This is a genomic window from Brucella pituitosa, from assembly GCF_965577835.1.
Taxonomy (GTDB): domain Bacteria; phylum Pseudomonadota; class Alphaproteobacteria; order Rhizobiales; family Rhizobiaceae; genus Brucella; species Brucella pituitosa.
Genome location: NZ_OZ264093.1, coordinates 1,126,655 through 1,152,460, shown reverse-complemented (window position 1 = coordinate 1,152,460; position 25,806 = coordinate 1,126,655). Strand labels below are relative to the sequence as shown.

Below are 25,806 nucleotides of genomic sequence, written 5' to 3'. Positions count from 1 at the left end.
AAATGCATCCCACCACAACTGCGCCAGCTGGCAAACAGGCCAGTTCAGTCGCTCTTATAATACTCGTCGTCTTGATCGGCCTTAATCTCCGGCCTTTCCTCACGGCACCGGGGCCTGTTCTCACGGATATCGCGAACGATACCGGAATGGGCTTTGGCGCGCTGTCATTACTCACGTTTCTACCGATGTTATTGATGGGGCTTGGTGCCTTTGTCGCGCCACGCATTCAATCATTGATCGGCACGCGCCGAAGCATGTTCGCAGCACTCGTGATACTCGCCGCCGGTTCGGTCTTGCGTGGTTTCGTACCCAACGGTTTATCATTGGTGCTTACCGCCGTCCTCTGCGGTGCAGGCGTTGCCATGATTCAAGCAATCATGCCCGGGCTCATCAAAGCGAAATTTCCTGCAAGTATTGCAGCCGTTACAGGCCTTTATTCAGCAATGATTATGGGCGGCGGGGCGCTTGGCGCCCGTTTGACACCTTGGCTGGCGGGTTCGGAACATAATTGGCGCCTTGCGCTTGCAGTTCTCGCAATTCCTGCAGTTGTGGCTTTGTTCGCAGCAATACCAATCCTGAGTGAAACGGCCTCATCCGGTTCGAAATCGGGTATAACGATCAAACTTCTTCGACGCCCACGTACATGGGTTTTGATGGCGGCCTTCGGACTGGTGAATGCAGGTTACTCATCAATGGTAGCCTGGCTTGCACCTTATTATCAGTCGCTCGGTGTCGAAGCTTCCGCGACGGGCAATCTGGTGGCGATCATGGCAATTGCTCAGGCGCTCTCGGCCTTTGGCCTTCCACTTCTTGCACGACGCAGTATCGACCGTCGGCCCTGGCTTTTTCTGACATTGGCTATGCAGGGCTTAGGATTTGCAGGCCTCGCCTTCGCCCCGCAGCTTTCTCCACCGTTCTGGTCTGCTATCTGTGGAGCTGGTCTTGGCGGCAGTTTTGCACTAGCGATGATAACGTCGCTCGACCACCTTCCAAAACCGGAAGAAGCTGGCGCACTGGCGGCCATGATGCAAGGCGGCGGCTTTCTGATTGCTGCCCTCGGCCCGATTGCAACAGCTTTCCTGCACAATCTGACTGGCAGCTTTGCTTCAGGCTGGATTATGCATCTTGTTCTGGTTGCAAGTATCTGCCCGCTTTATCTGAGCTTCAATCCGCGACACTATGCACGTGTGATGAGTTTCGTAATGGCTACTGAAAACAGCACACAATAACGTTACCTGACCCATTTCATGGATCAAAGCCGGTGTTTTGCGCGAAATTTTGGAGTAGATGCCTTGTTGACCTTACCAATCCGGATAAGGTTGGCAGAATTCTTTCGTTTATTCGCAGCGCAACGCTCTGTCGCTCGTCACCCATATAATTGGTCGATGAAATGAAGCATGAAACGGTCGTCAAAGAAGGGACATTCGTAGCACCTGATGGCCTTCCCAAGCCACGTATCTATTGGGCTTGGGCAACGCTCATGGTGGGGCTTACCCTTGCCGTGATTGATGGCACCATCGCCAATGTTGCACTTCCGACCATCGCTGCCGACTTTTCTGCGGGACCGGCCGCATCGATCTGGATCGTCAATGGCTATCAGTTGGCAATCGTCATCACACTTCTGCCTTTAGCGGCATTGGGTGAAATTTACGGCTACCGGCGCGTCTATCTTATAGGCGTATCATTGTTCACGCTTGCCTCGATCGCCTGCGTGTTTTCCCGTTCCCTGGAAGCACTCACAATAGCGCGCGTCATTCAGGGCTTTGGCGCTGCAGGTCTGATGAGCGTCAACACTGCATTGTTGCGCTATACGGTTCCGCAGGCCAAATTCGGCACGGCCATTGGCCTCAACGCACTCTTTGTTGCAGTTTCCTCGACCATCGGCCCAACACTTGCCGGGATCATCCTGCATTCACTGAGCTGGCCATGGCTTTTCGTGATAAACATTCCGCTTGGAGTGCTGGCTGTCGCGATGGGCCTCAAAAGCCTGCCAGACAATGAGCGCTCGTCGCGCCGGTTCGACTATCTGAGTGCAGTTCTCAGTGCGCTGGCGCTCGGATTGCTGGTAACGGTGATCGATAGTGCAGGCAATGGCGTCGATGCTGGCTGGCTTTTACTGCAAGCTGCGGCCTGTGTGTTCGCTGCAACCTGGCTTATCCGCCGCTCGCTTCGCACCAGCGATCCGCTGCTACCGCTCGATCTGTTACGGATTCCTGTTTTCAGCCTGTCGCTTTGCACATCCATCATGTCATTTCTGGCGCAGATGATGGCCTTCATCTCTCTGCCATTCCTGTTTCAGAGTGTTTACGGCTTCACACCCATTGAAGTCGGCTTCCTGATAATGCCATGGCCAATTGCACTGGCTATCATTGCCCCGCTATCCGGTAAACTTTCAGATAAATACTCGCCCGCAACACTTGGTCTTGTTGGATTGATTATCTTTGCGACAGGTCTGGCCCTGGTTGGCCTTCTGCCGGAACAACCAACAATACAGGATATTTGCTGGCGCATGGCGATTTGTGGCATCGGATTTGGCTTCTTCCAGGCACCGAACAACCGCATGATCATAACCTCTGCTCCTCGCGCCAGAAGTGGCGCTGCAAGTGGTATGCTCGGAACTGCAAGATTGATGGGGCAGTCGCTCGGCGCGGCCTTTGTTGCCTTCCTGCTAGCCCATTGGGGGATCGCGAATATCCCCAACATCTTGCTCGTTGCTGCGGGCTTTGCCGCATTCGCCTCCATCATCAGCATTGCGCGGCGCAAGCGTTAACGACTGAATGGATCAGCCTGTGAATCTTTGTAAATATCTTAGTCGAAACATCAAATTCCCTGTTGCAATCCTGAAATCATTAGTCCATATAGCGCGTGCCTAACGGAAACGACTTCTCTCAGAGAAGACTGGCGCGAGCGGGTGTAGCTCAGGGGTAGAGCACAACCTTGCCAAGGTTGGGGTCGAGGGTTCGAATCCCTTCGCCCGCTCCAGTTTTCCGAGGCTTTCCAGAACAGTACAGAGAATTAACACCTCCGAGCGCGTTTCTATCTTTGGAAATTTTATTCGCAATACGCAAAACCTCCGCTGCATCCGAAGATTTCCGCCAACCTCATTTAGGCCTTTCCCATGATCCGTAGTGTCTGTTTGTTAATCGTCGGCATCGGCGCGCTCATTCAGGGGATTTTAAAACTGGGATATCCGGCTCAGGCAGTTGAAAAATCGGGCTGGCTCTATCAGCAGTTTGGTGATCAGGGTGTCGCCTTCGGAATGATAATTCTTGGTATAGTTGCTTTCATCATCGGTGCTATAATGTTCAATAACAGCTGGATCAAAGCTATTCGCGAACGCGCGCAGCGTTGAACTTTCAAATCATTGTTGAAAAATCGAAAGTATCAGCGGGCGAGACATGCCCGCTGTATTATTTCAGCATCCAGCGAACGACTAAAAGCGGGTCAACGCTTAAGCGTCATCTGCAGGTTCATCAGCACCAGATTTGATATCTCAGCATGAATATCTTTGCGCGCTCTGCCGGTCTCTTCACAGATCGGATCAACTTCTCCAACTGAATCGAGAAACTCAGACGCTCCTTCCTTACACTCGGGCAGGAAACTGAAATGGTCCGAACCTTTGACTGTGGCATAGCTGCTGTTTGGAACGAGTGCCGCCAAATGGCCCGCTTGAACTGCGGTTGGAATATTTCCTTCGCTGCCCAGATTAATAAAGCCCATTGGAATTTTGATTTCCTCGAGACTCTGAGCCACATAGGCTTGAGCCAGACCCGGATCGATCATCACAGCAGCCTTGATACGCTGATCGAGATTTGACTGTTCAAAACGTGCCTTATCGACACGACGCAGATCAAGCTTTTCAACATTCACCGCTTCATCATCGGCATAGCCCCGACCGCCCGCATACCAGGCGCAATCCCATTTCGTGTAAGTGTCGCAATAGCGCACATATGCTTCCAGATTGGCCCGAGCACCGGCAATTTCCATTGCAGTTGAGCCGCCAAGCGAAAATCCGACAACGCCGATACGATCTGCATCTATATGATCCTCCCAGTTTGAGTTGCCGATCAGATAATCGATGACCGTCGAGAGATCCTGTGTGCGCTCCCAAAGCTTCGGTGTTGCAGCAGGCAAGGAGTCACCAGAAGTCGTGCCTGGATGATTGGGGCCTGCAACAATAAAGCCAGCCTTTGCAAGCTCGACGGCAAGCCAACCCGCCGCCTCGGCGCGACCACCCGAGCCATGGGAAAGCATGACAAGCGGAAACCGCCCGTTACCGAGCGGCGCGTCTTTTGATGCCGTACTGCCTTTAAATATCCTGTTATCACCGAACAGTACGGCAGCCCCCGCTCCCGTCGCAGGATACCAGAGTGTCACAGCGAGATTTTTCCCGCGCCCTTGTGATGGCACTTCAACTGTGCGGACACCCACATCAGCAGCAAAAGCATTGGAAGCGGCAAGCGTTGTGCCAATAGCAAAGGCTGAAAACAACAGATTAAAGCGGCTCATCGTGTATCTCCATATTTCATACGATGAGCCATGCTTTCCAGAGAACGTATTATCTGGCGTTCTAAATCACGATTCAGGTCGTTCAGAATCGCGATATAGATCAATGATCGGCAACATATCGCCCATCAGATTGCGAGACCGCTTTTGATTTTCGTTCCTTTGCCCTTTGTCGTTGCGCTTTTGCTGCTCATCCTTCTGGTAGTGATGTGGCGTCGTCAGGAGAATGCTGCCTCCAATCACCCATTCCAATTGCTGATCGTATTGTGCGCGGCGCAATCCGTGGCTGTGGGCCTTCGCTGGGGCTATGGGCTGGCAGAAGTTCGCTATTTGCTTCCCATTATCGCGAGCTGCCTGCCTCCACTCGTATATGTGAGTTTTCGGAGCCTGATACGTGGAGACAGCAAGGTTCAAACCCGTCATATCTGGTACGTTGCAGCTTTTCCGGTTGTGACTACAGCCATCCTGCTGACTGTTCCCGTTCTCTTGGATGCTGGCCTTATTGTTCTATTTGTGGGATATGCACTCGCACTTCTCTATCTTGGCAGAACCGGCCCAGACGGGCTTGACGATGCGCGTTTCGACAGTGCGATTTCGGCGCATCGCGCGCTTATTATTGCTGCAGTATCGCTTTGCCTGTCGGCCTTTTTCGACCTTGCCGTTTTGATGGACTTTGAATGGACGAATGGTAAGAATGCAGCACTGATCGTCGGCAACGCCAATCTGCTCGGGCTGCTTTTCGTGGGCCTGACAGCGATGGTTGCAAGCCGCGCAAAACCTTCTGCACCTGTTCCGCTTGAAGAAAGCGAAAACGAGGCCCGCAACGAGCAGGATCGGGATAGTCTCGCGCGTGTAGAACATGTCCTCATTCAGAACCGACTATATCTGGACGAGAATTTGACTCTTATAAGGCTTGCGCGAAAAGTGGGTCTGCCAGCGCGCCAGATTTCGAGCTCCATAAACCGGATTACCGGTAAAAACGTATCCCAATACATCAATGATTATCGCATCACTGAAGCCTGTCGACTGCTGCAAGAAACTACACTGCCCGTTACGACGATAATGTTTGAATCAGGGTTTCAGACCAAATCCAATTTCAATCGGGAATTTCGGCGTGTCACCTCGTTAAGTCCTGCAACTTGGCGCGACCAACAGGGAGCAGCATGATAGAAAATGTGGGGTATCAATAATATTTTCTTAGGGTCGCTCAAAAAGTTCTGCCCCGCGAATTGCGAAGCAGAACTTTGTCAGCTCTTTAACCGAAAATAGTTTTACCGCCGGAGAAACCGCCGCCCGGCACGGAGATTCTACCCACCCGATTTGGTCCTACTGCCAACTGGATCTTGGTGCCCTGTTCCTGCTTCACTGTGGTCGATGTATCAACCTGACCGCTGGTTGGGGCTGCGGCGAAGGCTGCACTGGCAGTCATCAATGAACCGGCTGCAAATAACAAAATAGTCTTCATCTTTTCCTCCGATACTGGCAAAGGCCAGAAAGCGCCATGAACCAAAATACAAGGGGATCATGCTGGCGCTGCTTCACAATCCAGCATGACACTAATCGGAGGGGGCAGATCGGCACATACGTCAGATGTCGTATTTCGTCATAGCTGAAGGCTAGAGAACTTCCAGTTCATAATGAATCATAGGAACTCTCTATCTGTTTGTTTTTACAAATGTTTTTATCAAAAAGGCTTCACACTTTTGGGAAACATGCTTTAGTATGATTTAGAAATGAAGTACCAGTCCCAGTATCGGTCCTTTTTGAACCACATCGTAAACGAAACCATCGTGACTATAGTCGACACCAAGCGCACGATAGCCTGCAACGGCAGATAGATTGTCCCTGAACTGATATCCGAATGTTCCGGCAACATCCCAATCCATTCTTGCCTGCCCCGCACCCACGATGCCCCAACCACTGAAGTAAAGATCATTCGTCAGGAAGTACTTACCGCGTATTCCGGCAACGGCATCGACCCATGCAGCGCTGTCACGCCCGCTGTGCCCGTCCAATAATCCACCATCAAAAGAGATTTCCGTACTCGCGTACCAGACGCGCGCGCCTGCCACTACATCCAGCCGGCTTCTCCCTTCTTCTAGAAGACTGTAACCTCCGCCGAAAAAGCCGGAAAACGTCTCGGATTTAATATCGACGCTGTTGCTCAACACACCGTAAGGGGTCTGACCACCTGTCGATATTTTTGTATAAATGATATCGCTGAACAGACTATAGCGATCATAATGCCCTTCAATGACACCCATGAACGAGAAGTCGAGTTCTTTGAAGAGGCTCCCGAAGTCAGATTTCATTTTTGCGGGTGGCAACCCAAATTGGCCCGCTGTGCCACTGATACCGGCTGCCCAAAAATATGGGCTTGCACTAAAGCGCCATCCATCCGGTTTGATCTCTTGCCTTACAGGCTCTGAGACAGTGGGCGCCAACAGAATATCAGCAGCGACGGCCATATGCTGACTGCCAATCAAAGCACTCAGCGCGATCGCGAAAAATCTATAGTGATGCATTGTCCCCCCGAAATTCCGCTTCGGTGATCAGTTGAGGGAAAGGGCTGTCATTGCATTTGCTCTGAGAGCGCCTGCTCCTCAACAGCGCAATCGACAGACGGTCTGCTCGCGGCTTCCAGTTCTTTGCGCGCGGCCTGAATATCAGCAAGGAATTCGGGATTGCTGTGCAGTTTAGCAACTGTCGCTGCGCCCATAATGCGTCCCGCGTCAACATCACTTTGCCAGTGCGCGTTACAGATCACCCGGCTTTGTCCAAACGACAACCCGCGTTTGAACAGATCATCGGCGCGCTTTGGATTGACTTCTGCCAATGTGAGCGCCCATGCCCATCCTGCAGCTGTGTGTCCCGACGGATAGGAGCCGTCCTGACGCAACACAGCTTCCTCATCCGGCTGGCATGTGCCTTCGTTGTGCACGACGAAAGGGCGGGTTCTGTTATACTTGTTCTTGATGCCATAGGTGGAAAGCCCTGCATCGGTAAGAACTCGCTGCATCAAATTGTAAAGATGCGGGGTCTTCTCTTCACTAATATCAACGCCCATGGCGCAGGAGAAATTCTTCGCAGGCTGTGGGAACTGCAAATCAGCATCCGTCCGCGCCTGATCCCAACGTGCTTTTCCGCGGAGCGCAATGGTAGCCTCTCTTGCAGCCTCATCACGTGCCAGTGCCGCACTTCCTTCCGCTGGAGGTGAACCAAGCAAAACAAGACTGTTGGGAAGCTCACTCGGTTGCAGATAGCCCGGTGCGAGATGAAAATGCGGATCCGTTACCTTCGGGCCAACGGCATTGTCGGCCAGAGCGAAACTCGCTACTTGGCCAGACAATACGACAGAGCTGATCAAGACCACCCGAGAAATGTTCGAAAACATTCCAGTTCTCCTCAAAATGGGATTCAGGCTGTTTACTGGCGGGCGTCAGTCATACTTCCACAGATAGCGGACGGATAAACGGACACCTCATCACTGCATAAACACAAGTGGAGGAGCGGCCAAAACCCACATCCCATGGGACAAGACCGCTTCGCCAGGCATTCAGCCGATGTGACTTAGTTCAAACGCGGCTTGGCCTCGGGAAACTTCCACTCGCCGCTAACAACGGATTGATCTGGACGATAAAGTCTTACGGTGTAGTTCCAGCCTTCAACAACGGGCAGGCAGTTTGGAATTTTGCCGTCACAACCACCAAATTGCGCAGTCACCGACCCGTCAGCATTTTTCTTTGCGGTGATACTGTTGAGCGAATAGGCACTATACTCATTCTTTTCGAAGAAGCCTTTGGCGTTATAAACGCTGATCGACCAGAAGGCCTGCACAGGCACATTCTTTGGCACATCCAGCGTATAGACAGTTTTTCCATCGTTTTTCTCAGGCGTAAAACTCGGATACATCGCATCCTTTTCCGGAATGCCGCCCCATCCAGAGGCTGTACCAATCAGATGCCGGATCGGATCGACGTGACCACGGGCTCCAAAAGAACCGTTATACGACGTCTGATGCTTTGCTAATGAGAGCAGCGCATTACGGATGTCAGTCAGGCTTTCGTCATCCCAGTTTGGCAGATCAAGTTTGCCTGAATCCTTCTGGCTGACCTTGATGGCATCCTGAAGCTTATGGACCTCGTCAAGATCCTTTGGATCATTGGGGTCAACAAGTGTGCGAACGGCGACGAAAGCATATTTGCTACCAACCGATTCCTGCGTCAGCGTAACCGGCTTCGTGCCATAAGCGACAATGGGTAGATAGTGATCCTGATCGACGACCATCATCGACATATAGCGCTTGCCCGTATCAGGCAGAGAGAGCGTTACCGGCCCGGCAGCAAGATCAAATACGGCAAATGAATAAAGCGTATCGCGGTTCATACGGATGACGGTCTGCTTATCGATCGCCACAGGTTCCCGAGAATGCTTGAACTGGCCCAGTTTGCCTATGTCCTTAACATTGGCTGCAAGGTAATGATCGGTCTCAGCGCGGACAAAATTGTCAACGGTGACTGGTATCTTGCTGTCTGAGGTCTCAGCATACGCTCCCCCGACCCAAACAGCCGAGGCGACGGCAAGACTGATCCCAACCGAACGGAACATGGAATACCTCTTCATTCAATCAAACTAACAACCACGGTGCCCCTCCACAGGATGCGGCAGGGATCAATTCAAACACCACCAGCAAATCACTATTTGATCAGCTGACAAATCTTATCCCGATCGCTTCTAACATTCGCGAAATACCAGTCTTGCCATTTCGTGCCATTTTCCATTTCGCCTATTCCGGGAACATAAGGGTCAGGGTCGTACGCAGTCCCCACTCTGGAGTACCGGCAGGACCATCGGCGTAGTAGCGCCCGCCCACCTGAAAGCTCATAGCCTGATCATTCACCTTGAAAACCTGAGTAGCACCCAAATTAATTGGCACCAACCACTGTCTGGCCTCCCAGTCATAGGTTGAATCGACACTGAGCGACATCGATCGTCCCTGGCCAAAATTATAAGAAACAAACGGCTGCAACAGACTGGCGCTCACATCTTGCCGGCCCGAAGGACCGGCAACAGACCAAACATGATTACCCAATGCGCCGACCGTCCACGCTTTTTCCTGAACAAGCGCTACCGCTGTCGGACCAAGCCCGAATTTGCCACTACCAAGATATTCATCGGTGGCCGTAGGAAGAAGAAACACCGGACCGACGCCCCATATCAAACCACCGGGCCCCGGTTTTGTGGGAGACAGAAAAAAGCTGGCATTTATATCGCCTAAACCGGAAACGCTGCCACCGGGCATATAATCCCGATAAGCGATTGGTATGATCGTGCGCGATATAAGATTCCACTCATCGTTTAAACTGAATGGAATAACAGGCTGAATGTTGAGGCCGTAGGCAAAGCCGTCTTTGTTCGGGCCTGCCTTGAAATCAAAATTATTTTGCAAGGGAACGCTGATCAGGCTGGCGAGAGGATTGGCTAGCTGTTGCGACAGATCATCAGCAGAAGATTCGGACCATGCCAAACCAGTATTAAAGGTTATAAAGCCGGTGATCGAGATAATCATGGCACATGACCGCTTAAGCCCCTTGAACAGACCATTCATGAACTGCATTCCCCGTAAACAAATACTGAAATTGTCTTACATCAGCAAAAAGATGCCATTCCGCAGAGCGTGATCTGGCCAATACCAACAGCAGCTAGCCGATCATTGCGTGATGGCCGACAAATTCCGATCAAACCGTTTCTAGCGGGGGCAGATCATCAATCTTGCCATTTAGTGCCAACTTCTGGCTGGCAACGGTTTTCTTGCACTGAAAATCAATAAATGTAATGCACCTATATTCCGGGCAAACCCCACCTATCGCAACCGCGACTGCTCACGAAATTGACGTGGTGTAACACCAGAAATCCGGCGAAATGCTCGCGTAAAATGAGCAGGGTCAGAATAGCCCGACGCAAAAGCTATATCAATGATCTTAGAATTGGATTCACACAACAAATGGCTTGAGCGCTCAAATCTCACGGCATCCAGAATATCTGAATATACAAAACCGATATTCGCGAGTTTACGTTGAAAAGTGCGCGTACTGACGCCAGCCATCTCTGCAATCTCAGCAAGCGTGGGAACCCCTCCATCAAGATAGGATGGCAACATCAGTTTGAGAAGTTCCACAACATCGTAGCCAGAAGGCCCATCCTCCTGATCCAGAACCGGATTAAATGATCCAGTCAAACAGTTGGAGAGACTGAGACACGAAATCGGTATGCTGATCCAGGCGGCGTGCTGCCCAGATAGGAAGCGCACATTTGGCCAGAAGGATTGGGTCGCTTCACTCGGCGTATAATGCGCTTCAAAAGCCATTGTCGGCGGCGTCCAGTTGGGACCAGTGAATTGCCGCACGATATAGATCGAGAAAATATTCTGAAGCCATTGCGCATGCTCAAGATGCTGAAGCTCTTTTGTTATTGCGAGCTTGCTGCAAACCCGCACGTGATCGTTATCGTGTTCGATCCACATGCTCAGGATCGTATCTTCCCTTGAAGCCTCGCTGCAGGCATGTCGCAACGCAACGAGCAATGTCGGAGAATGAGCGATCAATGCTCTGGTTTTCTCTCTCAGATGAGAAAAATGCAGCCGCTGGCTGGCCAGGAAACCGAAATCTGTGATGCCCTGAGAGCTTTGGGCAGTTTCAATAAACCGAATTGCTGGCAATACCGGAACATAGAGATTGCTCTTTGCCTCAAGAGAGGATGGCAGTCGGGCTTTCTCCAAAAGCGAACTCGTAGGCGCACCCAACTCATCAAGTATACCCATAAAAGGAAGAAGAAATTGGCTACGCGTTAAAGGGATGTTGGCCATCGCATCTTTTCTCCCTCGCTCAGCTGATGTTTTCTTGCAAGAAATTGGGCGAAATACAACGACTATATTGTCGAGCTGGAGAATTGAACTCGAAGAAAGCATCCTGCTTGCCGATATGCGCTGCGACGAGTTCAGTATTGAGGCCTAAATTAGCCAATCACCTTCCCCGAGTGATAGCGCACGAGGAAATTGCACACGCCTGGTGCCACGCCATCCGATAACTTCTTTACCTAGGTTTTCTGTATTTGAATTAGGACGAACGCTCCAGCGGCCACACTTCAACGACACCACGAGCAACAGCGCAGGGAGTTCGTGACACCATCTCAATGGCTTCATCCAGATTAGCAGCTTCAATTATAGCAAATCCGGCCACTGGTAGCGAAGAACTCATGAATGGACCGCTCATCGTTTCAACCCGGGCAGAGTCAAGATTGCGTACCTGCACCGGGTTCCCAGCGATCCCCATTAAAACTCCATCTTTCTGCAATTTTGCATCATGGGCATGAGCTGCGTCTCGAATGGGTTTCGGAGTTTGATCGTAGCCCTCCCGATCTCCATATCCAATTGTTACGAATTTAGGCATAGCTATACTCCTCATAAGATGCGCGTAAAAATGAACACTTGTTGCGCCGATCTGATTCAATCAGATCGGCGTTATAGGATAGCTATGCTTGCCTGTTTCTATTTCAACAGTTTCATCAGTTCACTAATGATTATGACGCGGTGGTGTTTTGGCCAGTTGGCGGAATTTATCAGCATCGCGGATCGTAGCTCCATCGGCCAGCTGCGTTACCGTCTGTCGATAGATCATCTGCCAAGGCGTTGCATCTGCCGGTGTCTGCGGAATACCTTCTGCCTTGCGACGTGCGATTTCCGCCTCGTCCACCAGCATATCACACCTCCCCTTGTTGAAGTCTATGCGAATGGTGTCACCGTTGCGCACCCAGGCCAGACCACCGCCCGCTGCACTTTCCGGTGAAGCATTGAGAATGGACGGGCTATCTGCTGTGCCCGATTGGCGACCGTCACCGATGGTTGGCAAACTTGTGATTCCACGCTTGATCAGATGATCCGGCGGCTGCATGTTTACGACTTCGGCAGACCCCGGCCAACCGAGCGGACCAGCGCCCCGAATGACCAATATGCAGCGTTCGTCAATGTTGAGCGCAGGATCGTTGATGCGCTTATGATAATCTTCCGAGCCATCGAAAACGATAGCCCGTCCATCGAAAATCCCTTCCTGTCCCGGCTCTGACAGATAGCGATCACGAAACTCCGGTGACACCACACTCATTTTCATAATGGCAAAATCAAACAGATTGCCCTTCATAACGAGGAAGCCAGCGCGCTCCTTGAGTGGTTTGTCATAAGGGAAAATGACATCACGATCCGATGATTCCCGACCTTCGAGATTCTCCGCCATTGTCTTTCCGGTGACACTCGCGCAAGAGCCGTCGATTTTTCCTGCGGATAGCAGTTCCCACATAATCGCAGGCACACCACCTGCTCGATGAAATTTCTCGCCAAGATATTTGCCAGCCGGCTGAATATTGGCAAGCAGTGGAATATCAAATCCTTCATCCTGCCAATCGTCAGGCTTCAGCTCCACACCTGCATGTTTTGCCATTGCCATAAGATGTGGCTGGGCATTGGTCGAGCCACCAATGGCGGAGTTGACCTTGATGGCGTTTACAAACGCCGCTCGTGTCAGAATGTTTGAAGGGCGGATGTCTTCTAGCACTAGCTCCACCGCACGGCGACCCGTGCGATACGCCATCTGACCACGCTCACGATATGCAGCCGGAATGGCAGCGCAACCTGTGAGCGACATGCCTAAAGCTTCGGCCATTGCGTTCATTGTGGAAGCCGTACCCATCGTATTGCAATGGCCGACCGAAGGCGCGGAACTGAGTGCCGCTTCGAGGAATTCTTCCTTGGTGATTTCACCAGCCGCATATTTGCGACGCGACTGCCATATTACCGTGCCGGAACCGACGAGCTTGCCTTCATGCCAGCCATCAAGCATCGGACCACCGGAAAACACGATAGCCGGAATATCCACGGTGGAAGCCGCCATCAATGCGGAAGGCGTAGTTTTGTCACAACCGGTTGTGAGGACAACACCATCAAGCGGATATCCATACAAGATCTCGACAAGCGCCATATAGGCCAGATTGCGGTCGAGCGCTGCGGTTGGTCGCTTGCAGTTTTCAAACAGAGGGTGGCTCGGAAACTCGATAACAATTCCGCCTGCATCGCGAATGCCATCGCGGATGCGCTTGGCGAGATCGAGATGGTGACGATTACAGGGGTTAAGATCGCTACCAGACTGCGCAATGCCAATAATTGGCTTACCCGAACGCAGCTCTTCCGGCGTCGTGCCATAGTTCATGAAGCGCTCCAGATAGAGCGCTGTCAGATCAAGATGGTCGGGATTGTCGAACCAGTCCTGCGAACGCAGGCGGCGCGGTGTGTTTTGATCATCACTCATTTATCGTCTTCCCGCTGGCGATTATTGATTTTTTCAATATGCAGCAAAATGCCCGAATGATCCGCTTCCGCATGTCCGGCTTCTACAAAAGCGCGGAATTCGTCGCGAATTTCTTCAGTCAACGGCAGCGTGAGCGAAAGGCTCTCAGCCATCGCAGCCACGGCATTCAGATCTTTCAATTGCAGACCAGAAGGACCGCCCGGTTGGAAACTACGATCCACCATGCGTTTCCCATGCAATTCAAGAATGCGACTTTCCGCAAAGCCACCCCGAATGGCATCACGGAACTTGCCACGATCCGCACCACCAGCTTCCACCAGCATCATTGCTTCAGCAACCGCGCCAATCGTGATTGCTACAATCTGCTGGTTAGCCAGTTTGCAAATCTGCCCTGCACCCGAAGGACCGACATGCGTGACGCGGCCCAGCGCTGCAAAAACATCCGCCAGTTCTTCGATCAGGGCCGCATCGCCGCCAGCCATTAATGCCAGCGTTCCGGCTTCCGCACCAACAGTACCACCTGATACAGGACAATCGATGTGACGAATGCCGATTGAACTAAGCTTCTCAGCATGTTCTCTGGCAATTGGCGGCGCAATTGAAGACGTGTCGATAACGACCGCGCCAGCTTTCAGTGCCTCTGCGACACCGCCATCAAACAACACTGAACCTACCGCCTTACCATCGGACAACATGGTGAAGACGATATCGGCGTTCGCGACGGCTTCAACAGCACTTGATGCCACTTCCACGCCGTCTTTGACCAATGCTTCAGCTTTGGATGAGTCACGATTCCACACGCTAACGCTGAAGCCAGCATTCAGAAGGCAGCGCACCATTGGTGCACCCATAAGACCGGTGCCGAGAAATGCGATTTTACGTGTCACAGCGAACCTCCAAGCTCATCCTCAATATGGGCACGGATGATTTCGTCAAACGAGGTTTCGGCGGTAAAGCCCAACTCGCGCGCGCGTTTCGCTTCAAAACCCGGAGCCCAGCCCGCGCACATGCGCATGATCATCTCATCCGGTTCACGACGGATGAGAGCAACGGCCTTATCACCCGCTATACGGTGGAGCGCTGCAATCTGCTCTCCCACAGTAGCAGACAGGCCGGGCATGGACAGATTGCGACGCGAACCCACACGCTGGAGATCCATAGTCGCTCCATGGATCAGGAAGCCAACTGCAGAACGTGGCGACGTGTGCCAATGGCGAACATCATCTGAAACCGGTAGGACAGCTTCCTGACCGACCAGCGGTTCGCGCAGGATATTTGAGAAAAAGCCTGATGCAGCCGCATTGGGCTTGCCGGGTCGAATGCAGATCGTAGGCAGTCGAATGCCGATGCCATCGAAGAAGCCGCGGCGGGTATAATCGGACAGCAAAAGCTCGCAAATAGCTTTCTGCGTGCCATAGCTGGTCAGCGGTGTCAGGTGGAACTCGTCGGGAATTGGGAAAGGCAGTGGTGCGCCGACAACTGCAATCGATGAGGTGAAGACGATGCGTGGGAAATACCCATCTTCATTGTGGGCAATACGGACAGCATCGAACAGGTAGCGCGTACCATCAAGGTTGATGCGGTATCCTTTGTCGAAATCGAGCTCAGCTTCGCCCGAAACGATGGCGGCCAGATGAAAGATAACGTCAGGGCGTCGGGCGATCAGCTTTTCAGCAGTACCCGGCGCAGAAAGATCACCAGTTTCAAGTGTTACCTGCCCGGTAAAACCCGCAGGTGCCTGCGGTGTCACCACATCCACCAGCGTAAGCGCTTCTATCGGCTTACCATCAAGCGAACCGTCTTTCGTGAGACGTTCAGAGAGTTTGCGGCCAACCATACCTGCCGCGCCGATGATCAAAATGTGCATTTGTTTCTCCTCCACCATGTACCGTATTCGATTTCACCCTCGTAAAAACAACGATTGTGAAAAAGTATTTGTAAGGTTGTCTGATAACCTTATATCATGCGATTGAAAACCAAAATAATGCAGTTGCCACCCACTTCGCATGGGAAGCAGGCAGCAGGAGGAAACATGTCCCAGGAACACGAGATGATGAGCGTCGACACCCAGACGCGTGAGCATGTACAGGCACTGGTCGACAGCCTTGGCATGGACCTTGTTCTCTCGGGCGAAGAGATCGCGCACTATTGCAGCGACTGGCACGACGATGTGAAGAGCAATGCAGTTGCAGTGCTTCGTCCCCGTTCCACGGCAGATGTGTCCGCTTGCGTGAAGGCTGTACGCGCGCGCGGCCTGTCGATTGTTCCGCAAGGCGGCAACACTGGGCTTGTGCTGGGAGCAACGCCCGATTCGCCCGAATCTCAGGTCGTGATCAGCCTCGAACGCATGACTGCAATTCGCAGTATTGATACGGATGATTTTTCCGCTGTGGTGGATGCAGGCTGCATCCTTTCCGAATTCAAAGACAAGGTGGAAGCAGCGGGAATGTTCTTTCCGCTGGCGCTCGGCGCACAGGGTTCTTGCCGCATTGGCGGTAACGTTTCGACCAACGCGGGTGGCATCAATGTTTTGCGATATGGCATGACACGTGAACTCGTGCTCGGCCTTGAAGTCGTCCTGCCTGACGGGTCCGTTTTCAACGGTCTTTCTACCTTGCGTAAAGACAATCGCGGCATTGATCTCAAACAGCTTTTCATTGGCGCTGAGGGGACTTTGGGGATTGTTACAGCAGTCGCCGTAAAGCTTATGCCGCAAGCAGAACAGGTTGCGACTGCATTGCTCAGTCTTAATGCGCTCGAAGACGCAATCGCGCTTTATCGCCGCGCGCGACGCGATTGTTGCGACTTGATGTCGGCATTCGAATTCATGCCGCCGCTTGCTTTCACATTGGCACGAGAAGCAATGCCGGATTTGGCCATGCCGATGGACGGCAATTATTCGGCCTATGTACTGATGGAAATCTCCGGCTGCGGATTGATCGACATCGAAGATCTCATGGGGCGCTTCCTTGAAAAGGTTATGGAAGAGGGGCTGGTGGCTGATGGCGTCATCGCGACATCGCGAGACCAATCCCGCAAGTTGTGGCTGTTCCGTGAAGGCATGAACGAAGGCCAGGCCAAGCGGGGCCCTCATTTGCGCACCGACGTCTCCGTGCCCCTATCGCGCCTTGCGGATTTTGTGCGTGATGCAGAAGCTGCGGTCTATGCTGGCCTGCCAGATTGCGTCTGCGTATCTTATGGCCATGTAGGCGATGGGAATGTTCATCTCAATGTATTGCCGCCGAATACGCTCGACCGTGCGGAGATCGATGCTCGTATCTACAAAGCAAAAAACATTATCAACGATGTACTTGATGGTTATCGCGGTTCCATGAGCGCAGAGCATGGAATTGGTCGGCTCAAACGACCGGATTTTGAGAAGCGCATGCCAGACGTACAACGCCAATTGCTATCCGCAATCAAGCTTGCGATAGACCCTACCCTTGCGATGAACCCCGGTTGCCAAATGAGCTTGCCACCTTGTCCAGAGACGAGCAATTAAAAGGACGTAACATGTCGACGGATTTTGGCCATATAAAGCGTAGTGAGCACCTCCCTGCGCGGATCGCCACCCAGATCGGCAGCGACATCCATGAAGGACGGTTGCAGCCTGGCGACAAACTGCCGACGGAACACGTTCTGTCAAAATCCTTTGGTGTGAGTCGCTCAGTTGTTCGGGAAGCGATTGCGCAGTTACGCAATGAAGGTCTCGTCGATACGCGTCAGGGCGTCGGTGCCTTCGTAACGGAGCGACAGGCACGATCGATCCGAATAAATGAGGATGAGTTGTTCAGCCGCGATAGCTTTCGCGACCTGTTCCAATTGCGCTTCCCTCTGGAGATTGAAGCGGCAGGATTGGCTGCAGCCCATCATACAGCCGATGACTTAGCGCGGCTTGATGAAGCCCTCGAGCAAATGACCGGGGCAGCAAAATGGACGGACCAAGGTATCGTTGCAGACCTCGCCTTTCACAAGGCAGTGGCCGATGCGACCGGCAACGAATATTTTTCCACATTCGTTGGGTTCATCATTGAGCGCATCAGCCATGCAATCAATGTCGCCCGCTCAAAAGCCATTCTGGAGGAGATCGTCAATATAACGATTGACGAGCATGTCAGCTTGCGCGACGCCATCGCCAGCCGCAACCCGCTGGTAGCGCGCGATGCCATGCGCAAGCATCTTATGGGGGCAGCAGCCAGAATCGGACTGGCACTCGAGTCCTATTAAATTTGGTCGCTGTTCTGTAGTTCAGAGAAAGCTGAAAGCTGCATTTTTCTGAACAACCGATTTCGGTTCTGGACAGCGATAAATTCTCGAACTAAAACGATATGAATGGTTGTCAGACATCCTGACAATAAGGCAAGCTGGCTTTGGAGGGTCACTGCCTGAACAGTGGGAGACGCCGCAATTGGCGAGAGGGAGCAGATAAACCAACGGGTTAACCCGTGGGAACCGTCAACCTTCAGCAACCACTGCGCCGGACTGGAGCGATATAATTGCGGCTCTCCATTTTGATGGAGGCTGCCGGGAGGAGGATAGCTTGACTTCAAAGCATTCGTTGAGTGCACATCAAATTTTGCCTGATGACGCCAAGAACGCCATTCTGGTAGGACGCGTCTGGTCTAGAGTTGCAGACGGCCCCTGCCCTGTTCTGGTGCGGGATGAACGTGTACTCGACCTGACAGCTATTGCCGCAACCGTGTCGAGCCTGTTTGAGATCGATGGTATTGCAGCGAAGCTTGCTAGCACCACAAATCTGCCTGATCTCGGCTCTTTGGACGATTTTCTGAGTGGCACGACAGGCCATCTTCTGGCTCCGATCGATCTGCAAGCCGTCAAGGCGGCCGGAGTGACTTTTGCCGACAGTATGCTGGAACGCGTTATTGAAGAGCAGGCGAAGGGTGATCCTTCACGCGCTCGTTCCATCCGTGAAAAGCTTGCTCCCGTCCTTGGCGACAGCCTGCGCGGTGTTACAGCTGGCTCAGAAAAAGCGGCCAGCATTAAAACCCTTCTTCAGGACATGAACCTCTGGTCACAATATCTCGAAGTCGGCATTGGACCGGACGCCGAGATCTTCACCAAAGCACAGCCGATGTCCTCGGTTGGATGTGGCGACAAAGTTGGCATTCACCCGATTTCCGAATGGAATAATCCGGAGCCGGAAGTGGTTCTGGCAGTGCGTTCCGACGGCGAAATTCTTGGTGCTGCACTCGGTAACGATGTCAATTTGCGTGATGTGGAAGGCCGATCTGCTCTGTTGCTCGGAAAAGCCAAGGACAACAATGCTTCCTGTTCTGTTGGCCCGTTCATCCGCCTGTTCTACGATACCTTCACGCTCGACGTTCTTTCCAAGGTTCGCGTTTCACTGCTGGTAAAGGGAGACGACGGCTTTGAAATGACCGGCGAAAGCCCGATGGAAGCGATCAGCCGCTCACCTGCCAATCTCGTATCGCAGCTTCGCAATCGTAATCATCAGTATCCCGATGGGGCTGTCCTGTTTCTGGGAACCATGTTCGCCCCCGTCAAAGACCGGCGTGGCGTCGGCCAGGGGTTCACGCATGAAATCGGCGACCGCGTGGAGATTGCAACGCCTCTTCTGGGCCGTCTTGTCAATTGGGTTGATCGCACCGATGCGTGCCCGGAATGGACTTTCGGCACAACGGCACTCTTCCGGAATCTTGCCGCTCGCGGCCTTCTCGAAAAGGTATGATCCTATGATTCAGAAGCTGATCGACCTGTTCTTCCGCTTTCTGGCACTGCTCATGATTTTGGCCCTGGCAAGCATGGCACTGATGGTATTCGTCAATGTCGTCCTTCGCTATGGCATGAATTCAGGCATTGCCATTTCCGATGAAATGTCACGATACTTTTTTGTCTGGCTGACCTTTATTGGCGCTGTCGTTGCGCACCGTGAAAACCTGCATATGGGTGTTGAAACGGTCGTTTCCCGCTTCGGGCGCAAGGGCCGAATTGTCCTCATGGGCGTTTCCAATCTGGTTATTCTGGGCGTTTCCGCAATTCTCTTTCTGGGAACCTGGCAACAGCTGCCGATCAACTCATCCATGGTTGCACCCGTGAGTGGCCTTTCCATGGGCTGGGTCTACGGCATCGGACTGTTCACTGGTGCCGGTATTTTCCTGATCTCGCTTGAAAGACTGTTTCGCATTTTGACAGGTCGCGTCACCGATGAAGAGATTTCGGCATTCGCCGGAGAACACATGAGCATTGAACAACTTTCGGAGCGTGCCTGATGACTCTTCTCGTATTCATTGGATCGCTCGTCGGCGCTATGGCCATCGGCGTTCCCGTCGCTTTCGCTCTTATGCTCTGTGGTGTCGCGCTTATGTGGCACATGGACATGTTCAATGCGCAAATCATTGCGCAGAACATGATTGCAGGCGCAGATACATTCACGCTGCTGGCAATCCCGTTCTTCATTCTTGCTGGTGAATTGATGAACTCGGGCGGTCTGTCCCGCCGTATTATCGACTTCGCGATTGCCTGTGTTGGTCATATTCGTGGTGGACTTGGCATCGTCGCAATTTTTGCCGCGATCATCATGGCGTCGATTTCCGGCTCCGCAGCCGCAGACACCGCAGCCCTGGCCGCCATCCTCATTCCGATGATGGCCAAAGCGGGCTATAATGTTCCGCGCTCTGCCGGTCTTATCGCTGCAGGTGGCATTATTGCGCCGGTCATTCCACCTTCGATGGCCTTCATTGTCTTTGGCGTGGCCGCCAATGTCTCCATCACCAAGCTGTTCATGGCCGGTGTATTTCCCGGTATTCTGATGGGGGCATCCCTCATCATCACCTGGCTGTTTGTTGTTCGTAAGGACAAAGTTGAAACTCTTCCACGCGTTTCAGGCAAAGAGCGCCTGAAAGCCAGCGGTCGCGCTGCCTGGGCGCTCGGAATGCCCGTCATCATTCTGGGCGGCATCAAGGCTGGCATAGTCACGCCAACGGAAGCTGCTGTGGTTGCCGCCATGTATGCGCTTTTCGTGGGCATGTTCATCTATCGCGAACTGAAGATCACCGATCTCGGTCACGTGTTCCTTCGCGCCGCGAAAACGACTTCCGTCGTCATGTTCCTCGTCTGCGCGGCCCTCGTCTCTGCATGGCTCATTACAGCGGCAAATATTCCAGCTGAGATCAGCAACTACATTGAGCCACTGATCGATCGCCCGACTTTGTTGCTCTTCGTCATCATGCTTCTGGTTCTGGTCGTTGGTACAGCACTTGATCTGACACCGACGATCCTGATCTTGACGCCGGTCCTTATGCCGATCATCCAAAAGGCAGGCATTGACCCTGTCTACTTCGGCGTCCTCTTCATAATGAACACATCTATCGGCCTTCTCACACCACCCGTCGGTGTCGTCCTGAATGTGGTTTCAGGTGTAGGACGCGTTCCACTTGGTCGGGTCATAACAGGTGTTTTCCCGTTCCTGCTTGCCGAGATTTTGGTGCTGTTCCTTCTGGTTCTGTTCCCCGATCTTGTTCTTGTTCCCGCCAGCTGGCTCTATTGAGCCACTGGTATTCTTTCATTTTCTCTAAACTCTGGGAGGATACTCATGAGAAAATTCCTAATCGCAACAACCGCACTCGTTTCTGCCGCGGCCACTTTTGCCGTCGGACCAGCACAGGCTGAGTTCAAGAGCCGCAATATCCGCGTCTCCAATGGTATCAATGCCGATCACCCGGTTGGTGATGGCATCAAGGCGATGCAAGCATGTCTTGATGAAAAATCAAATGGCAATCTGAAGCTCACGGCGTTCTGGGGCGGTGCGTTGGGCGGTGACCTTCAGGCAACGCAGGCTCTGCGCTCCGGCGTCCAGGAAGCTGTTGTGACGTCTTCTTCGCCTCTGGTTGGTATTGTTCCGGCACTTGGCGTCTTTGATCTTCCATTCCTGTTTGCCAATTCCGAAGAAGCTTATACCGTCATGGATGGTGAGTTTGGCGATCTGCTGAATGAAAAGCTTGAGGCAGCCGGTCTGGTTAATCTGGCTTATTGGGAAAACGGTTTCCGCAACCTGTCAAACTCCAAGCATCCCATCAACAAATGGGAAGATCTTGAAGGGATGAAGGTTCGCGTGATGCAGAACAATATCTTCCTCGATACGTTCAAGAATTTTGGTGCCAATGCGACCCCGATGGCATTTGGTGAAATTTTCTCCGCGCTGGAAACCAAGGCTATCGACGCCCAGGAAAATCCATATGTGACGATCGACACTTCAAAATTCTACGAAGTGCAAGCCTATGTTTCGGAAACCAAACACGCCTACACACCATTCCTTTTCTTGTTCTCTAAGCCAATCTTCGACACCTATTCTCCTGAAGAGCAGGCTGCTCTGAGGGAATGTGCTGACGTCGGCCGTGATGTCGAGCGCAAGGTGATCGCTGAACTGAACAAGAAGTCGCTAGAAAAAATCGAAGCGGCTGGTGTGAAGTTCAACACGATTACGCCGGAAGAACAGGCGCGTATTCTCGAAAAGTCCCAGGTGATTTACGAGAAGCATAAAGCTGATATCGGTACTGATATCGTGGAACGCGCTCAGAGTATCCTTGCCGACCTGCGCAAGTAAGCCTTAGTTCAAATGCACAAAAAGCCCGCGGTGATATCTCACCGCGGGCTTTTTTTACAAAAGGATTCACGGACGGGACAATTGCCCATCCATTTACGCTCCCCGCTTCACTCGCTGCTCACGGAAGAAAATAAACAGACCCGATCCAACGATCAGCGCCGCACCGATCAACATGCTCGCTTTCGGAATATCTCCGAAGAACATCCAGCCAAAAAGCACAGCCCATAGCAAAAGCGTATATTGTAGCGGCGCTACAGTCGCCGCATCTGAGATTTTCAGCGCACGGTTGACGAGCATATGAGCCCCCATCGCCACAACACCCAAAAGCAGCATCAGCCCGATCTCGGCCGGTGCCCCCAATGGTCGCCAATCTAGTGGCGCGAAAATGACGCCAGCGATGAGCGCGCCCATCAATTGAAAGAAAACAAGTGTCTTGTCCGGTGTAGCGCGCAGACTCCGGCCCGAAATCATCATGAATGCAAAGGCAATGGTGCCAAGGATTGAGATGATAGCTGGCGCGGTAAACATGGCGCTGGACGGATTGAGCGCAATAATGACGCCCACAAAGCCGATACCGATAGCTGTCCAGCGACGCCAGCCGACTTTTTCACCAAGCAGAAAAGGCGATGCCGCCGCCACATAGATCGGTGCAGCCAGCCAGTAGGTCATCACATCAGCAAGCGGCAGATACATGACAGCAAAGTAGAACGCAAAAACCTCAAAGGTCGAAAAGAAAACACGCGCTGCCTGCAGAAGCGGCTTCTCTGCTTTTATAATAGGTTGCAGACCAGCCCGCCAAAGAAAAGGAGCCAGAATGACAAGTGCTGCAACGCTGCGGATCAGAATGACCTGACCAACACTGTAACTGGCGACAAGCCATTTACCCATTGCGTCGTTTAATGAAAACATCAGCATGCCGATAAGCATGAGTGCCGGTCCGGCGATTGCCGGAACTGCACTGCCGCCGTGCTGCTGTTGCGTGGTGGCAGACATAGAGCCTCCGTTCAGAGCTGTTCGTTATTGCCCGACATCAAGTTGAGGTTGCATCCGAAATACGACGGCTCACCGTGAATGCTTTATCGAGCTCCGGGTTTAGCTCCATGCCAAGGCCAGGGCCGGGAGGAACCGTAATCATACCGTTCTTCACCTCCGGGAGAGCTGTGACCAGATCCCGATACCATGTCCGGTAAAAGGCGCGGACACTCTCCTGCACCAGCGCGTTCGGCGCGTTCAGTGAAAGATGGGTCGAAGCACACAAAACGACCGGTCCAGTGCAATCATGCGGAGCAACAGGTAGATGCCATGCTTCCGCCATCGACGCAATTTTCCGGGCCTCAGACAGCCCCCCACACCAGGAGATATCCAGCATGACAATCCCCGCAACGCCCGTTTCAAGATAATCGCGAAAGCCCCAGCGGGAGGCTAATGTTTCAGATGCGGAAATGGGCGCAGGAGAGACTTCTGCGTAGCGCTTGAGGCTGGAAAGACTATCCATCTTGATGGGATCTTCATGCCAGAAGGTGCCATAGGGCGTTAGCGCTTTCGCGATCTGCATGGCTGGCAAAAGCTGCCACATGGAGTGAAACTCCACCATAATGTCAATGCGATCGCCAACAGCTTTACGGATCTTCTCGAAAGGCTCGAGTGCGGCTTTCATATCTGTTGAAGAAATATACTGCCCCCGCGTTTTTTCCGCAGCTGCATCGAACGGCCAGATTTTCATAGCAGTGATGCCATCTTCAAGCAGGGAGTGGGCTAATTCATCAGCCCTATGCAGAAAGCCGTTGAGATCGTCGTAATCGCGGCCGCTGGAAAGACCGTAATTGCCAGTGGTCTGGCCGGTCGCTTTTTTGATGTACTCGGTGCCTGCACAGGTATTGTAGGTTCGGATTTCCCGCCGCGAAAAGCCACCGAGGAGCTGTGCTATCGGTTGATTGGTTGCCTTGCCGAAAATATCCCACAACGCGATATCGAAGGCCGAATTTCCGCGCACTTCCGCGCCGGACGAACGAAAGCCGACATAGCCAACGAGATCCGATGCCAGCAGGTCGATTTCCAAAGGATCGCGACCTATGACCCTCGGTGCAACATATTCGTGAATATAAGCTTCGACCGTTTCTGCGCCGAAAAATGTTTCACCAAGCCCGGTAATACCTTCGTCCGTATGAACAAGAACCCAGAGCAGGTTAGCGCGTTCAGCCACGCGCACGGTTTCCAGCGCAGTGATCTTCATAAATTCCTCCTAAAGCCCCCAAGATTACTCCTCATAAGTCCTTGGGATTGCTCGCAACCTGACTGATGAAAGTATCAAATTCGTTAGCATTTGGCGTACTGGGCTTTAAAAGCTCAGACGAATTTTTCGCAGAGCGATTCTGAGCTCAAATTGCGCGCGAGGTATCGCAGCATTCGGGAAAATCTGGACTTGTGTGGAAAACAAAATGGCGGAGGGGGTGGGATTCGAACCCACGGTACGATCTCTCGCACGCCGGTTTTCAAGACCGGTGCCTTAAACCGCTCGGCCACCCCTCCGCATCTGAACGAAGCAGACTTGGACGTCTCTTTATCGTTATCAAATAGCAGCGTCAATCTGCCACTTGCTATCATCCGCTATTAAATGCCTGAAAGTCTTGCTCTCAGTGTTAACGAAGTCTAAACATGAGGATAATAGTCATAAAGAAAAGGGGACTCATGAGTCTGGAATCGGTCAAAGCTTTTTTCGCGGACAAAGCACCAGAAATAGAAGTGATCGAATTGCCCACCAGCACCGCGACAGTCGCTCTCGCTGCTGAAGCACATGGTGTGGAACCAGGGCAGATCGCTAAAACGCTGTCCTTCTCGGCGAAAGACCAAACCATCCTGATCGTTACGCGTGGAGACGCGCGAATTGATAATCGAAAATTTAAAGACCGTTTCGGCACTAAACCACGCATGCTGGATGCCGAAAGCGTGTTGAACGAAACAAGCCATCCTGTTGGTGGTGTTTGCCCATTCGGGTTGCCGAGTGCCCTGCCCGTCTATTGCGATTTATCGCTCAAAAGTTTTGAAGAAGTTGTACCAGCCGCTGGTGCCACAAATAGTGCGGTGCGGATCACGCCACAAAAAATAGCCGAACTTGTTTCTGCAGAATGGATTGATGTCTGCCAATGACAACAATCATTGTCCGAAGTACCTGATCGCGACGACGTGATAATTGAAGCGCTTTTTTACTCTTTAAAGGTGATAAAGGGCTTCATATATTTTAAGAATAGTTCTAAAGTGGATTCGAGATGAATGCACTCGCTTGGCACATGCCCCTGCCGAAAACTCCGGCTTCGGATGGGACTGTGACGTAACAAAAGCAGAGTTTTCCTGTGGATAAGA

General features: G+C 52.4%; 24 protein-coding genes and 2 tRNA genes. 12 read left to right on the top strand and 14 right to left on the bottom strand.

The features are described from left to right. The first annotated feature begins 2 nt into the window (after window positions 1-2). From ACSME1_RS16680 to ACSME1_RS16665, 4 genes are all read left to right on the top strand, one after another. Window positions 3-1,229 (top strand): cyanate transporter, encoded by a 1,227-nt coding sequence (locus tag ACSME1_RS16680; RefSeq protein WP_105706385.1) that lies wholly within the window; start codon window positions 3-5, stop codon window positions 1,227-1,229. A 161-nt stretch (window positions 1,230-1,390) separates the two neighbouring features. Then, the gene (locus ACSME1_RS16675; protein WP_105534726.1) at window positions 1,391-2,770 is read left to right on the top strand and encodes an MFS transporter; all 1,380 of its coding nucleotides are present in this window, start codon (window positions 1,391-1,393) and stop codon (window positions 2,768-2,770) included. Between the two features lie 137 nt (window positions 2,771-2,907). Further along, window positions 2,908-2,982: transfer RNA gene (locus ACSME1_RS16670), tRNA-Gly, on the top strand. Between the two features lie 136 nt (window positions 2,983-3,118). Continuing rightward, window positions 3,119-3,352, top strand: coding sequence for a hypothetical protein (locus ACSME1_RS16665; RefSeq protein WP_181153626.1), 234 nt, complete (start codon window positions 3,119-3,121; stop codon window positions 3,350-3,352). Window positions 3,353-3,444: 92 nt separating this feature from the next. On the opposite strand, the gene ACSME1_RS16660 is transcribed toward ACSME1_RS16665, so the two are convergent. After that, window positions 3,445-4,509: an alpha/beta hydrolase family protein gene (locus ACSME1_RS16660; RefSeq protein WP_105706387.1), complete on the bottom strand. Its 1,065-nt coding sequence runs from the start codon at window positions 4,507-4,509 to the stop codon at window positions 3,445-3,447. 144 nt (window positions 4,510-4,653) lie between these two features. Here ACSME1_RS16660 and ACSME1_RS16655 point away from each other — a divergent pair, with 144 nt between their 5' ends. Next, window positions 4,654-5,673: a helix-turn-helix domain-containing protein gene (locus ACSME1_RS16655; protein WP_105706389.1), complete on the top strand. Its 1,020-nt coding sequence runs from the start codon at window positions 4,654-4,656 to the stop codon at window positions 5,671-5,673. Between the two features lie 88 nt (window positions 5,674-5,761). On the opposite strand, the gene ACSME1_RS16650 is transcribed toward ACSME1_RS16655, so the two are convergent. The 10 genes from ACSME1_RS16650 to denD all read right to left on the bottom strand — a co-directional run bounded on the left by ACSME1_RS16650 (window position 5,762) and on the right by denD (window position 15,729). Next, window positions 5,762-5,971, bottom strand: coding sequence for a hypothetical protein (locus ACSME1_RS16650; RefSeq protein WP_100557111.1), 210 nt, complete (start codon window positions 5,969-5,971; stop codon window positions 5,762-5,764). Window positions 5,972-6,233: 262 nt separating this feature from the next. Beyond that, entirely contained in the window at window positions 6,234-7,031 is a 798-nt protein-coding gene (locus ACSME1_RS16645) for a hypothetical protein (RefSeq protein ID WP_105706390.1), read from the bottom strand. A 47-nt stretch (window positions 7,032-7,078) separates the two neighbouring features. Next, window positions 7,079-7,900, bottom strand: a complete 822-nt coding sequence (locus tag ACSME1_RS16640; protein ID WP_105706392.1) for an acid phosphatase — start codon at window positions 7,898-7,900, stop codon at window positions 7,079-7,081. Window positions 7,901-8,076: 176 nt separating this feature from the next. After that, complete coding sequence (locus ACSME1_RS16635) at window positions 8,077-9,114, bottom strand: DUF1254 domain-containing protein (protein WP_435655050.1); 1,038 nt, start codon at window positions 9,112-9,114, stop codon at window positions 8,077-8,079. A gap of 178 nt (window positions 9,115-9,292) precedes the next feature. Continuing rightward, window positions 9,293-10,114, bottom strand: a complete 822-nt coding sequence (locus ACSME1_RS16630; protein ID WP_235822373.1) for a transporter — start codon at window positions 10,112-10,114, stop codon at window positions 9,293-9,295. A 255-nt stretch (window positions 10,115-10,369) separates the two neighbouring features. After that, window positions 10,370-11,371: an AraC family transcriptional regulator gene (locus tag ACSME1_RS16625; RefSeq protein ID WP_105534650.1), complete on the bottom strand. Its 1,002-nt coding sequence runs from the start codon at window positions 11,369-11,371 to the stop codon at window positions 10,370-10,372. A 250-nt stretch (window positions 11,372-11,621) separates the two neighbouring features. After that, window positions 11,622-11,954 carry a YciI family protein gene (locus ACSME1_RS16620; protein ID WP_024900336.1) on the bottom strand — a complete coding sequence of 111 codons (333 nt, stop codon included), beginning with the start codon at window positions 11,952-11,954 and terminating at the stop codon, window positions 11,622-11,624. Window positions 11,955-12,077: 123 nt separating this feature from the next. Then, on the bottom strand, window positions 12,078-13,862 hold the full coding sequence (locus tag ACSME1_RS16615) for an IlvD/Edd family dehydratase (RefSeq protein WP_105534651.1): 1,785 nt from the start codon (window positions 13,860-13,862) through the stop codon (window positions 12,078-12,080). Beyond that, the gene (locus ACSME1_RS16610) at window positions 13,859-14,713 is read right to left on the bottom strand and encodes an NAD(P)-dependent oxidoreductase (RefSeq protein ID WP_105534728.1); all 855 of its coding nucleotides are present in this window, start codon (window positions 14,711-14,713) and stop codon (window positions 13,859-13,861) included. The genes ACSME1_RS16615 and ACSME1_RS16610 overlap by 4 nt, the downstream gene beginning before the upstream one ends. Window positions 14,714-14,745: 32 nt before the next feature. After that, window positions 14,746-15,729 (bottom strand): D-erythronate dehydrogenase, encoded by a 984-nt coding sequence (gene denD, locus ACSME1_RS16605; RefSeq protein ID WP_100557117.1) that lies wholly within the window; start codon window positions 15,727-15,729, stop codon window positions 14,746-14,748. A 183-nt stretch (window positions 15,730-15,912) separates the two neighbouring features. Between denD and ACSME1_RS16600 the strand changes: the two genes are divergently transcribed. From ACSME1_RS16600 to ACSME1_RS16575, 6 genes are all read left to right on the top strand, one after another. After that, window positions 15,913-17,364 carry an FAD-binding oxidoreductase gene (locus tag ACSME1_RS16600; RefSeq protein WP_024900334.1) on the top strand — a complete coding sequence of 484 codons (1,452 nt, stop codon included), beginning with the start codon at window positions 15,913-15,915 and terminating at the stop codon, window positions 17,362-17,364. A gap of 11 nt (window positions 17,365-17,375) precedes the next feature. Then, a complete protein-coding gene (locus ACSME1_RS16595; RefSeq protein WP_105534652.1) occupies window positions 17,376-18,089 on the top strand; it encodes a FadR/GntR family transcriptional regulator in 714 nt (237 codons plus the stop codon). 313 nt (window positions 18,090-18,402) lie between these two features. Continuing rightward, window positions 18,403-19,572 (top strand): fumarylacetoacetate hydrolase family protein, encoded by a 1,170-nt coding sequence (locus tag ACSME1_RS16590; protein WP_024900332.1) that lies wholly within the window; start codon window positions 18,403-18,405, stop codon window positions 19,570-19,572. A gap of 7 nt (window positions 19,573-19,579) precedes the next feature. Next, complete coding sequence (locus ACSME1_RS16585) at window positions 19,580-20,113, top strand: TRAP transporter small permease (RefSeq protein WP_024900331.1); 534 nt, start codon at window positions 19,580-19,582, stop codon at window positions 20,111-20,113. Next, entirely contained in the window at window positions 20,113-21,390 is a 1,278-nt protein-coding gene (locus tag ACSME1_RS16580; RefSeq protein ID WP_100557120.1) for a TRAP transporter large permease, read from the top strand. Before ACSME1_RS16585 ends, ACSME1_RS16580 begins: the two co-directional genes overlap by 1 nt. Window positions 21,391-21,435: 45 nt before the next feature. Further along, window positions 21,436-22,446, top strand: a complete 1,011-nt coding sequence (locus tag ACSME1_RS16575) for a TRAP transporter substrate-binding protein (protein ID WP_100557121.1) — start codon at window positions 21,436-21,438, stop codon at window positions 22,444-22,446. 93 nt (window positions 22,447-22,539) lie between these two features. Here ACSME1_RS16575 and ACSME1_RS16570 read toward each other — a convergent pair whose 3' ends face one another. The 3 genes from ACSME1_RS16570 to ACSME1_RS16560 all read right to left on the bottom strand — a co-directional run bounded on the left by ACSME1_RS16570 (window position 22,540) and on the right by ACSME1_RS16560 (window position 24,975). Further along, window positions 22,540-23,439 (bottom strand): DMT family transporter, encoded by a 900-nt coding sequence (locus ACSME1_RS16570; protein WP_198513175.1) that lies wholly within the window; start codon window positions 23,437-23,439, stop codon window positions 22,540-22,542. 37 nt (window positions 23,440-23,476) lie between these two features. Continuing rightward, a complete protein-coding gene (locus ACSME1_RS16565; protein WP_100557122.1) occupies window positions 23,477-24,679 on the bottom strand; it encodes a mandelate racemase/muconate lactonizing enzyme family protein in 1,203 nt (400 codons plus the stop codon). A gap of 206 nt (window positions 24,680-24,885) precedes the next feature. Further along, a tRNA-Ser gene (locus tag ACSME1_RS16560) sits at window positions 24,886-24,975 on the bottom strand. A gap of 159 nt (window positions 24,976-25,134) precedes the next feature. On the opposite strand from ACSME1_RS16560, the gene ACSME1_RS16555 reads away from it, so the two are divergent. Then, window positions 25,135-25,593 carry a YbaK/EbsC family protein gene (locus tag ACSME1_RS16555; protein WP_036568663.1) on the top strand — a complete coding sequence of 153 codons (459 nt, stop codon included), beginning with the start codon at window positions 25,135-25,137 and terminating at the stop codon, window positions 25,591-25,593. Window positions 25,594-25,806 lie beyond the last annotated feature (213 nt).

What these genes read in the sequence shown, in the direction of transcription:
- ACSME1_RS16635 (WP_435655050.1), bottom strand. Translation starts at nt 9,114, where the DNA reads ATGTTCCGTTCGGTTGGGATCAGTCTTGCCGTCGCCTCGGCTGTTTGG.
- ACSME1_RS16665 (WP_181153626.1), top strand. Translation starts at nt 3,119, where the DNA reads ATGATCCGTAGTGTCTGTTTGTTAATCGTCGGCATCGGCGCGCTCATT.
- ACSME1_RS16645 (WP_105706390.1), bottom strand. Translation starts at nt 7,031, where the DNA reads ATGCATCACTATAGATTTTTCGCGATCGCGCTGAGTGCTTTGATTGGC.
- ACSME1_RS16615 (WP_105534651.1), bottom strand. Translation starts at nt 13,862, where the DNA reads ATGAGTGATGATCAAAACACACCGCGCCGCCTGCGTTCGCAGGACTGG.
- ACSME1_RS16650 (WP_100557111.1), bottom strand. Translation starts at nt 5,971, where the DNA reads ATGAAGACTATTTTGTTATTTGCAGCCGGTTCATTGATGACTGCCAGT.
- ACSME1_RS16660 (WP_105706387.1), bottom strand. Translation starts at nt 4,509, where the DNA reads ATGAGCCGCTTTAATCTGTTGTTTTCAGCCTTTGCTATTGGCACAACG.
- ACSME1_RS16680 (WP_105706385.1), top strand. Translation starts at nt 3, where the DNA reads ATGCATCCCACCACAACTGCGCCAGCTGGCAAACAGGCCAGTTCAGTC.
- ACSME1_RS16610 (WP_105534728.1), bottom strand. Translation starts at nt 14,713, where the DNA reads ATGGGTGCACCAATGGTGCGCTGCCTTCTGAATGCTGGCTTCAGCGTT.
- ACSME1_RS16555 (WP_036568663.1), top strand. Translation starts at nt 25,135, where the DNA reads ATGAGTCTGGAATCGGTCAAAGCTTTTTTCGCGGACAAAGCACCAGAA.
- ACSME1_RS16620 (WP_024900336.1), bottom strand. Translation starts at nt 11,954, where the DNA reads ATGCCTAAATTCGTAACAATTGGATATGGAGATCGGGAGGGCTACGAT.
- ACSME1_RS16600 (WP_024900334.1), top strand. Translation starts at nt 15,913, where the DNA reads ATGATGAGCGTCGACACCCAGACGCGTGAGCATGTACAGGCACTGGTC.
- ACSME1_RS16675 (WP_105534726.1), top strand. Translation starts at nt 1,391, where the DNA reads ATGAAGCATGAAACGGTCGTCAAAGAAGGGACATTCGTAGCACCTGAT.
- ACSME1_RS16630 (WP_235822373.1), bottom strand. Translation starts at nt 10,114, where the DNA reads ATGAATGGTCTGTTCAAGGGGCTTAAGCGGTCATGTGCCATGATTATC.
- ACSME1_RS16570 (WP_198513175.1), bottom strand. Translation starts at nt 23,439, where the DNA reads ATGTCTGCCACCACGCAACAGCAGCACGGCGGCAGTGCAGTTCCGGCA.
- ACSME1_RS16575 (WP_100557121.1), top strand. Translation starts at nt 21,436, where the DNA reads ATGAGAAAATTCCTAATCGCAACAACCGCACTCGTTTCTGCCGCGGCC.
- ACSME1_RS16640 (WP_105706392.1), bottom strand. Translation starts at nt 7,900, where the DNA reads ATGTTTTCGAACATTTCTCGGGTGGTCTTGATCAGCTCTGTCGTATTG.
- ACSME1_RS16580 (WP_100557120.1), top strand. Translation starts at nt 20,113, where the DNA reads ATGACTCTTCTCGTATTCATTGGATCGCTCGTCGGCGCTATGGCCATC.
- ACSME1_RS16625 (WP_105534650.1), bottom strand. Translation starts at nt 11,371, where the DNA reads ATGGCCAACATCCCTTTAACGCGTAGCCAATTTCTTCTTCCTTTTATG.
- ACSME1_RS16565 (WP_100557122.1), bottom strand. Translation starts at nt 24,679, where the DNA reads ATGAAGATCACTGCGCTGGAAACCGTGCGCGTGGCTGAACGCGCTAAC.
- denD (WP_100557117.1), bottom strand. Translation starts at nt 15,729, where the DNA reads ATGCACATTTTGATCATCGGCGCGGCAGGTATGGTTGGCCGCAAACTC.
- ACSME1_RS16595 (WP_105534652.1), top strand. Translation starts at nt 17,376, where the DNA reads ATGTCGACGGATTTTGGCCATATAAAGCGTAGTGAGCACCTCCCTGCG.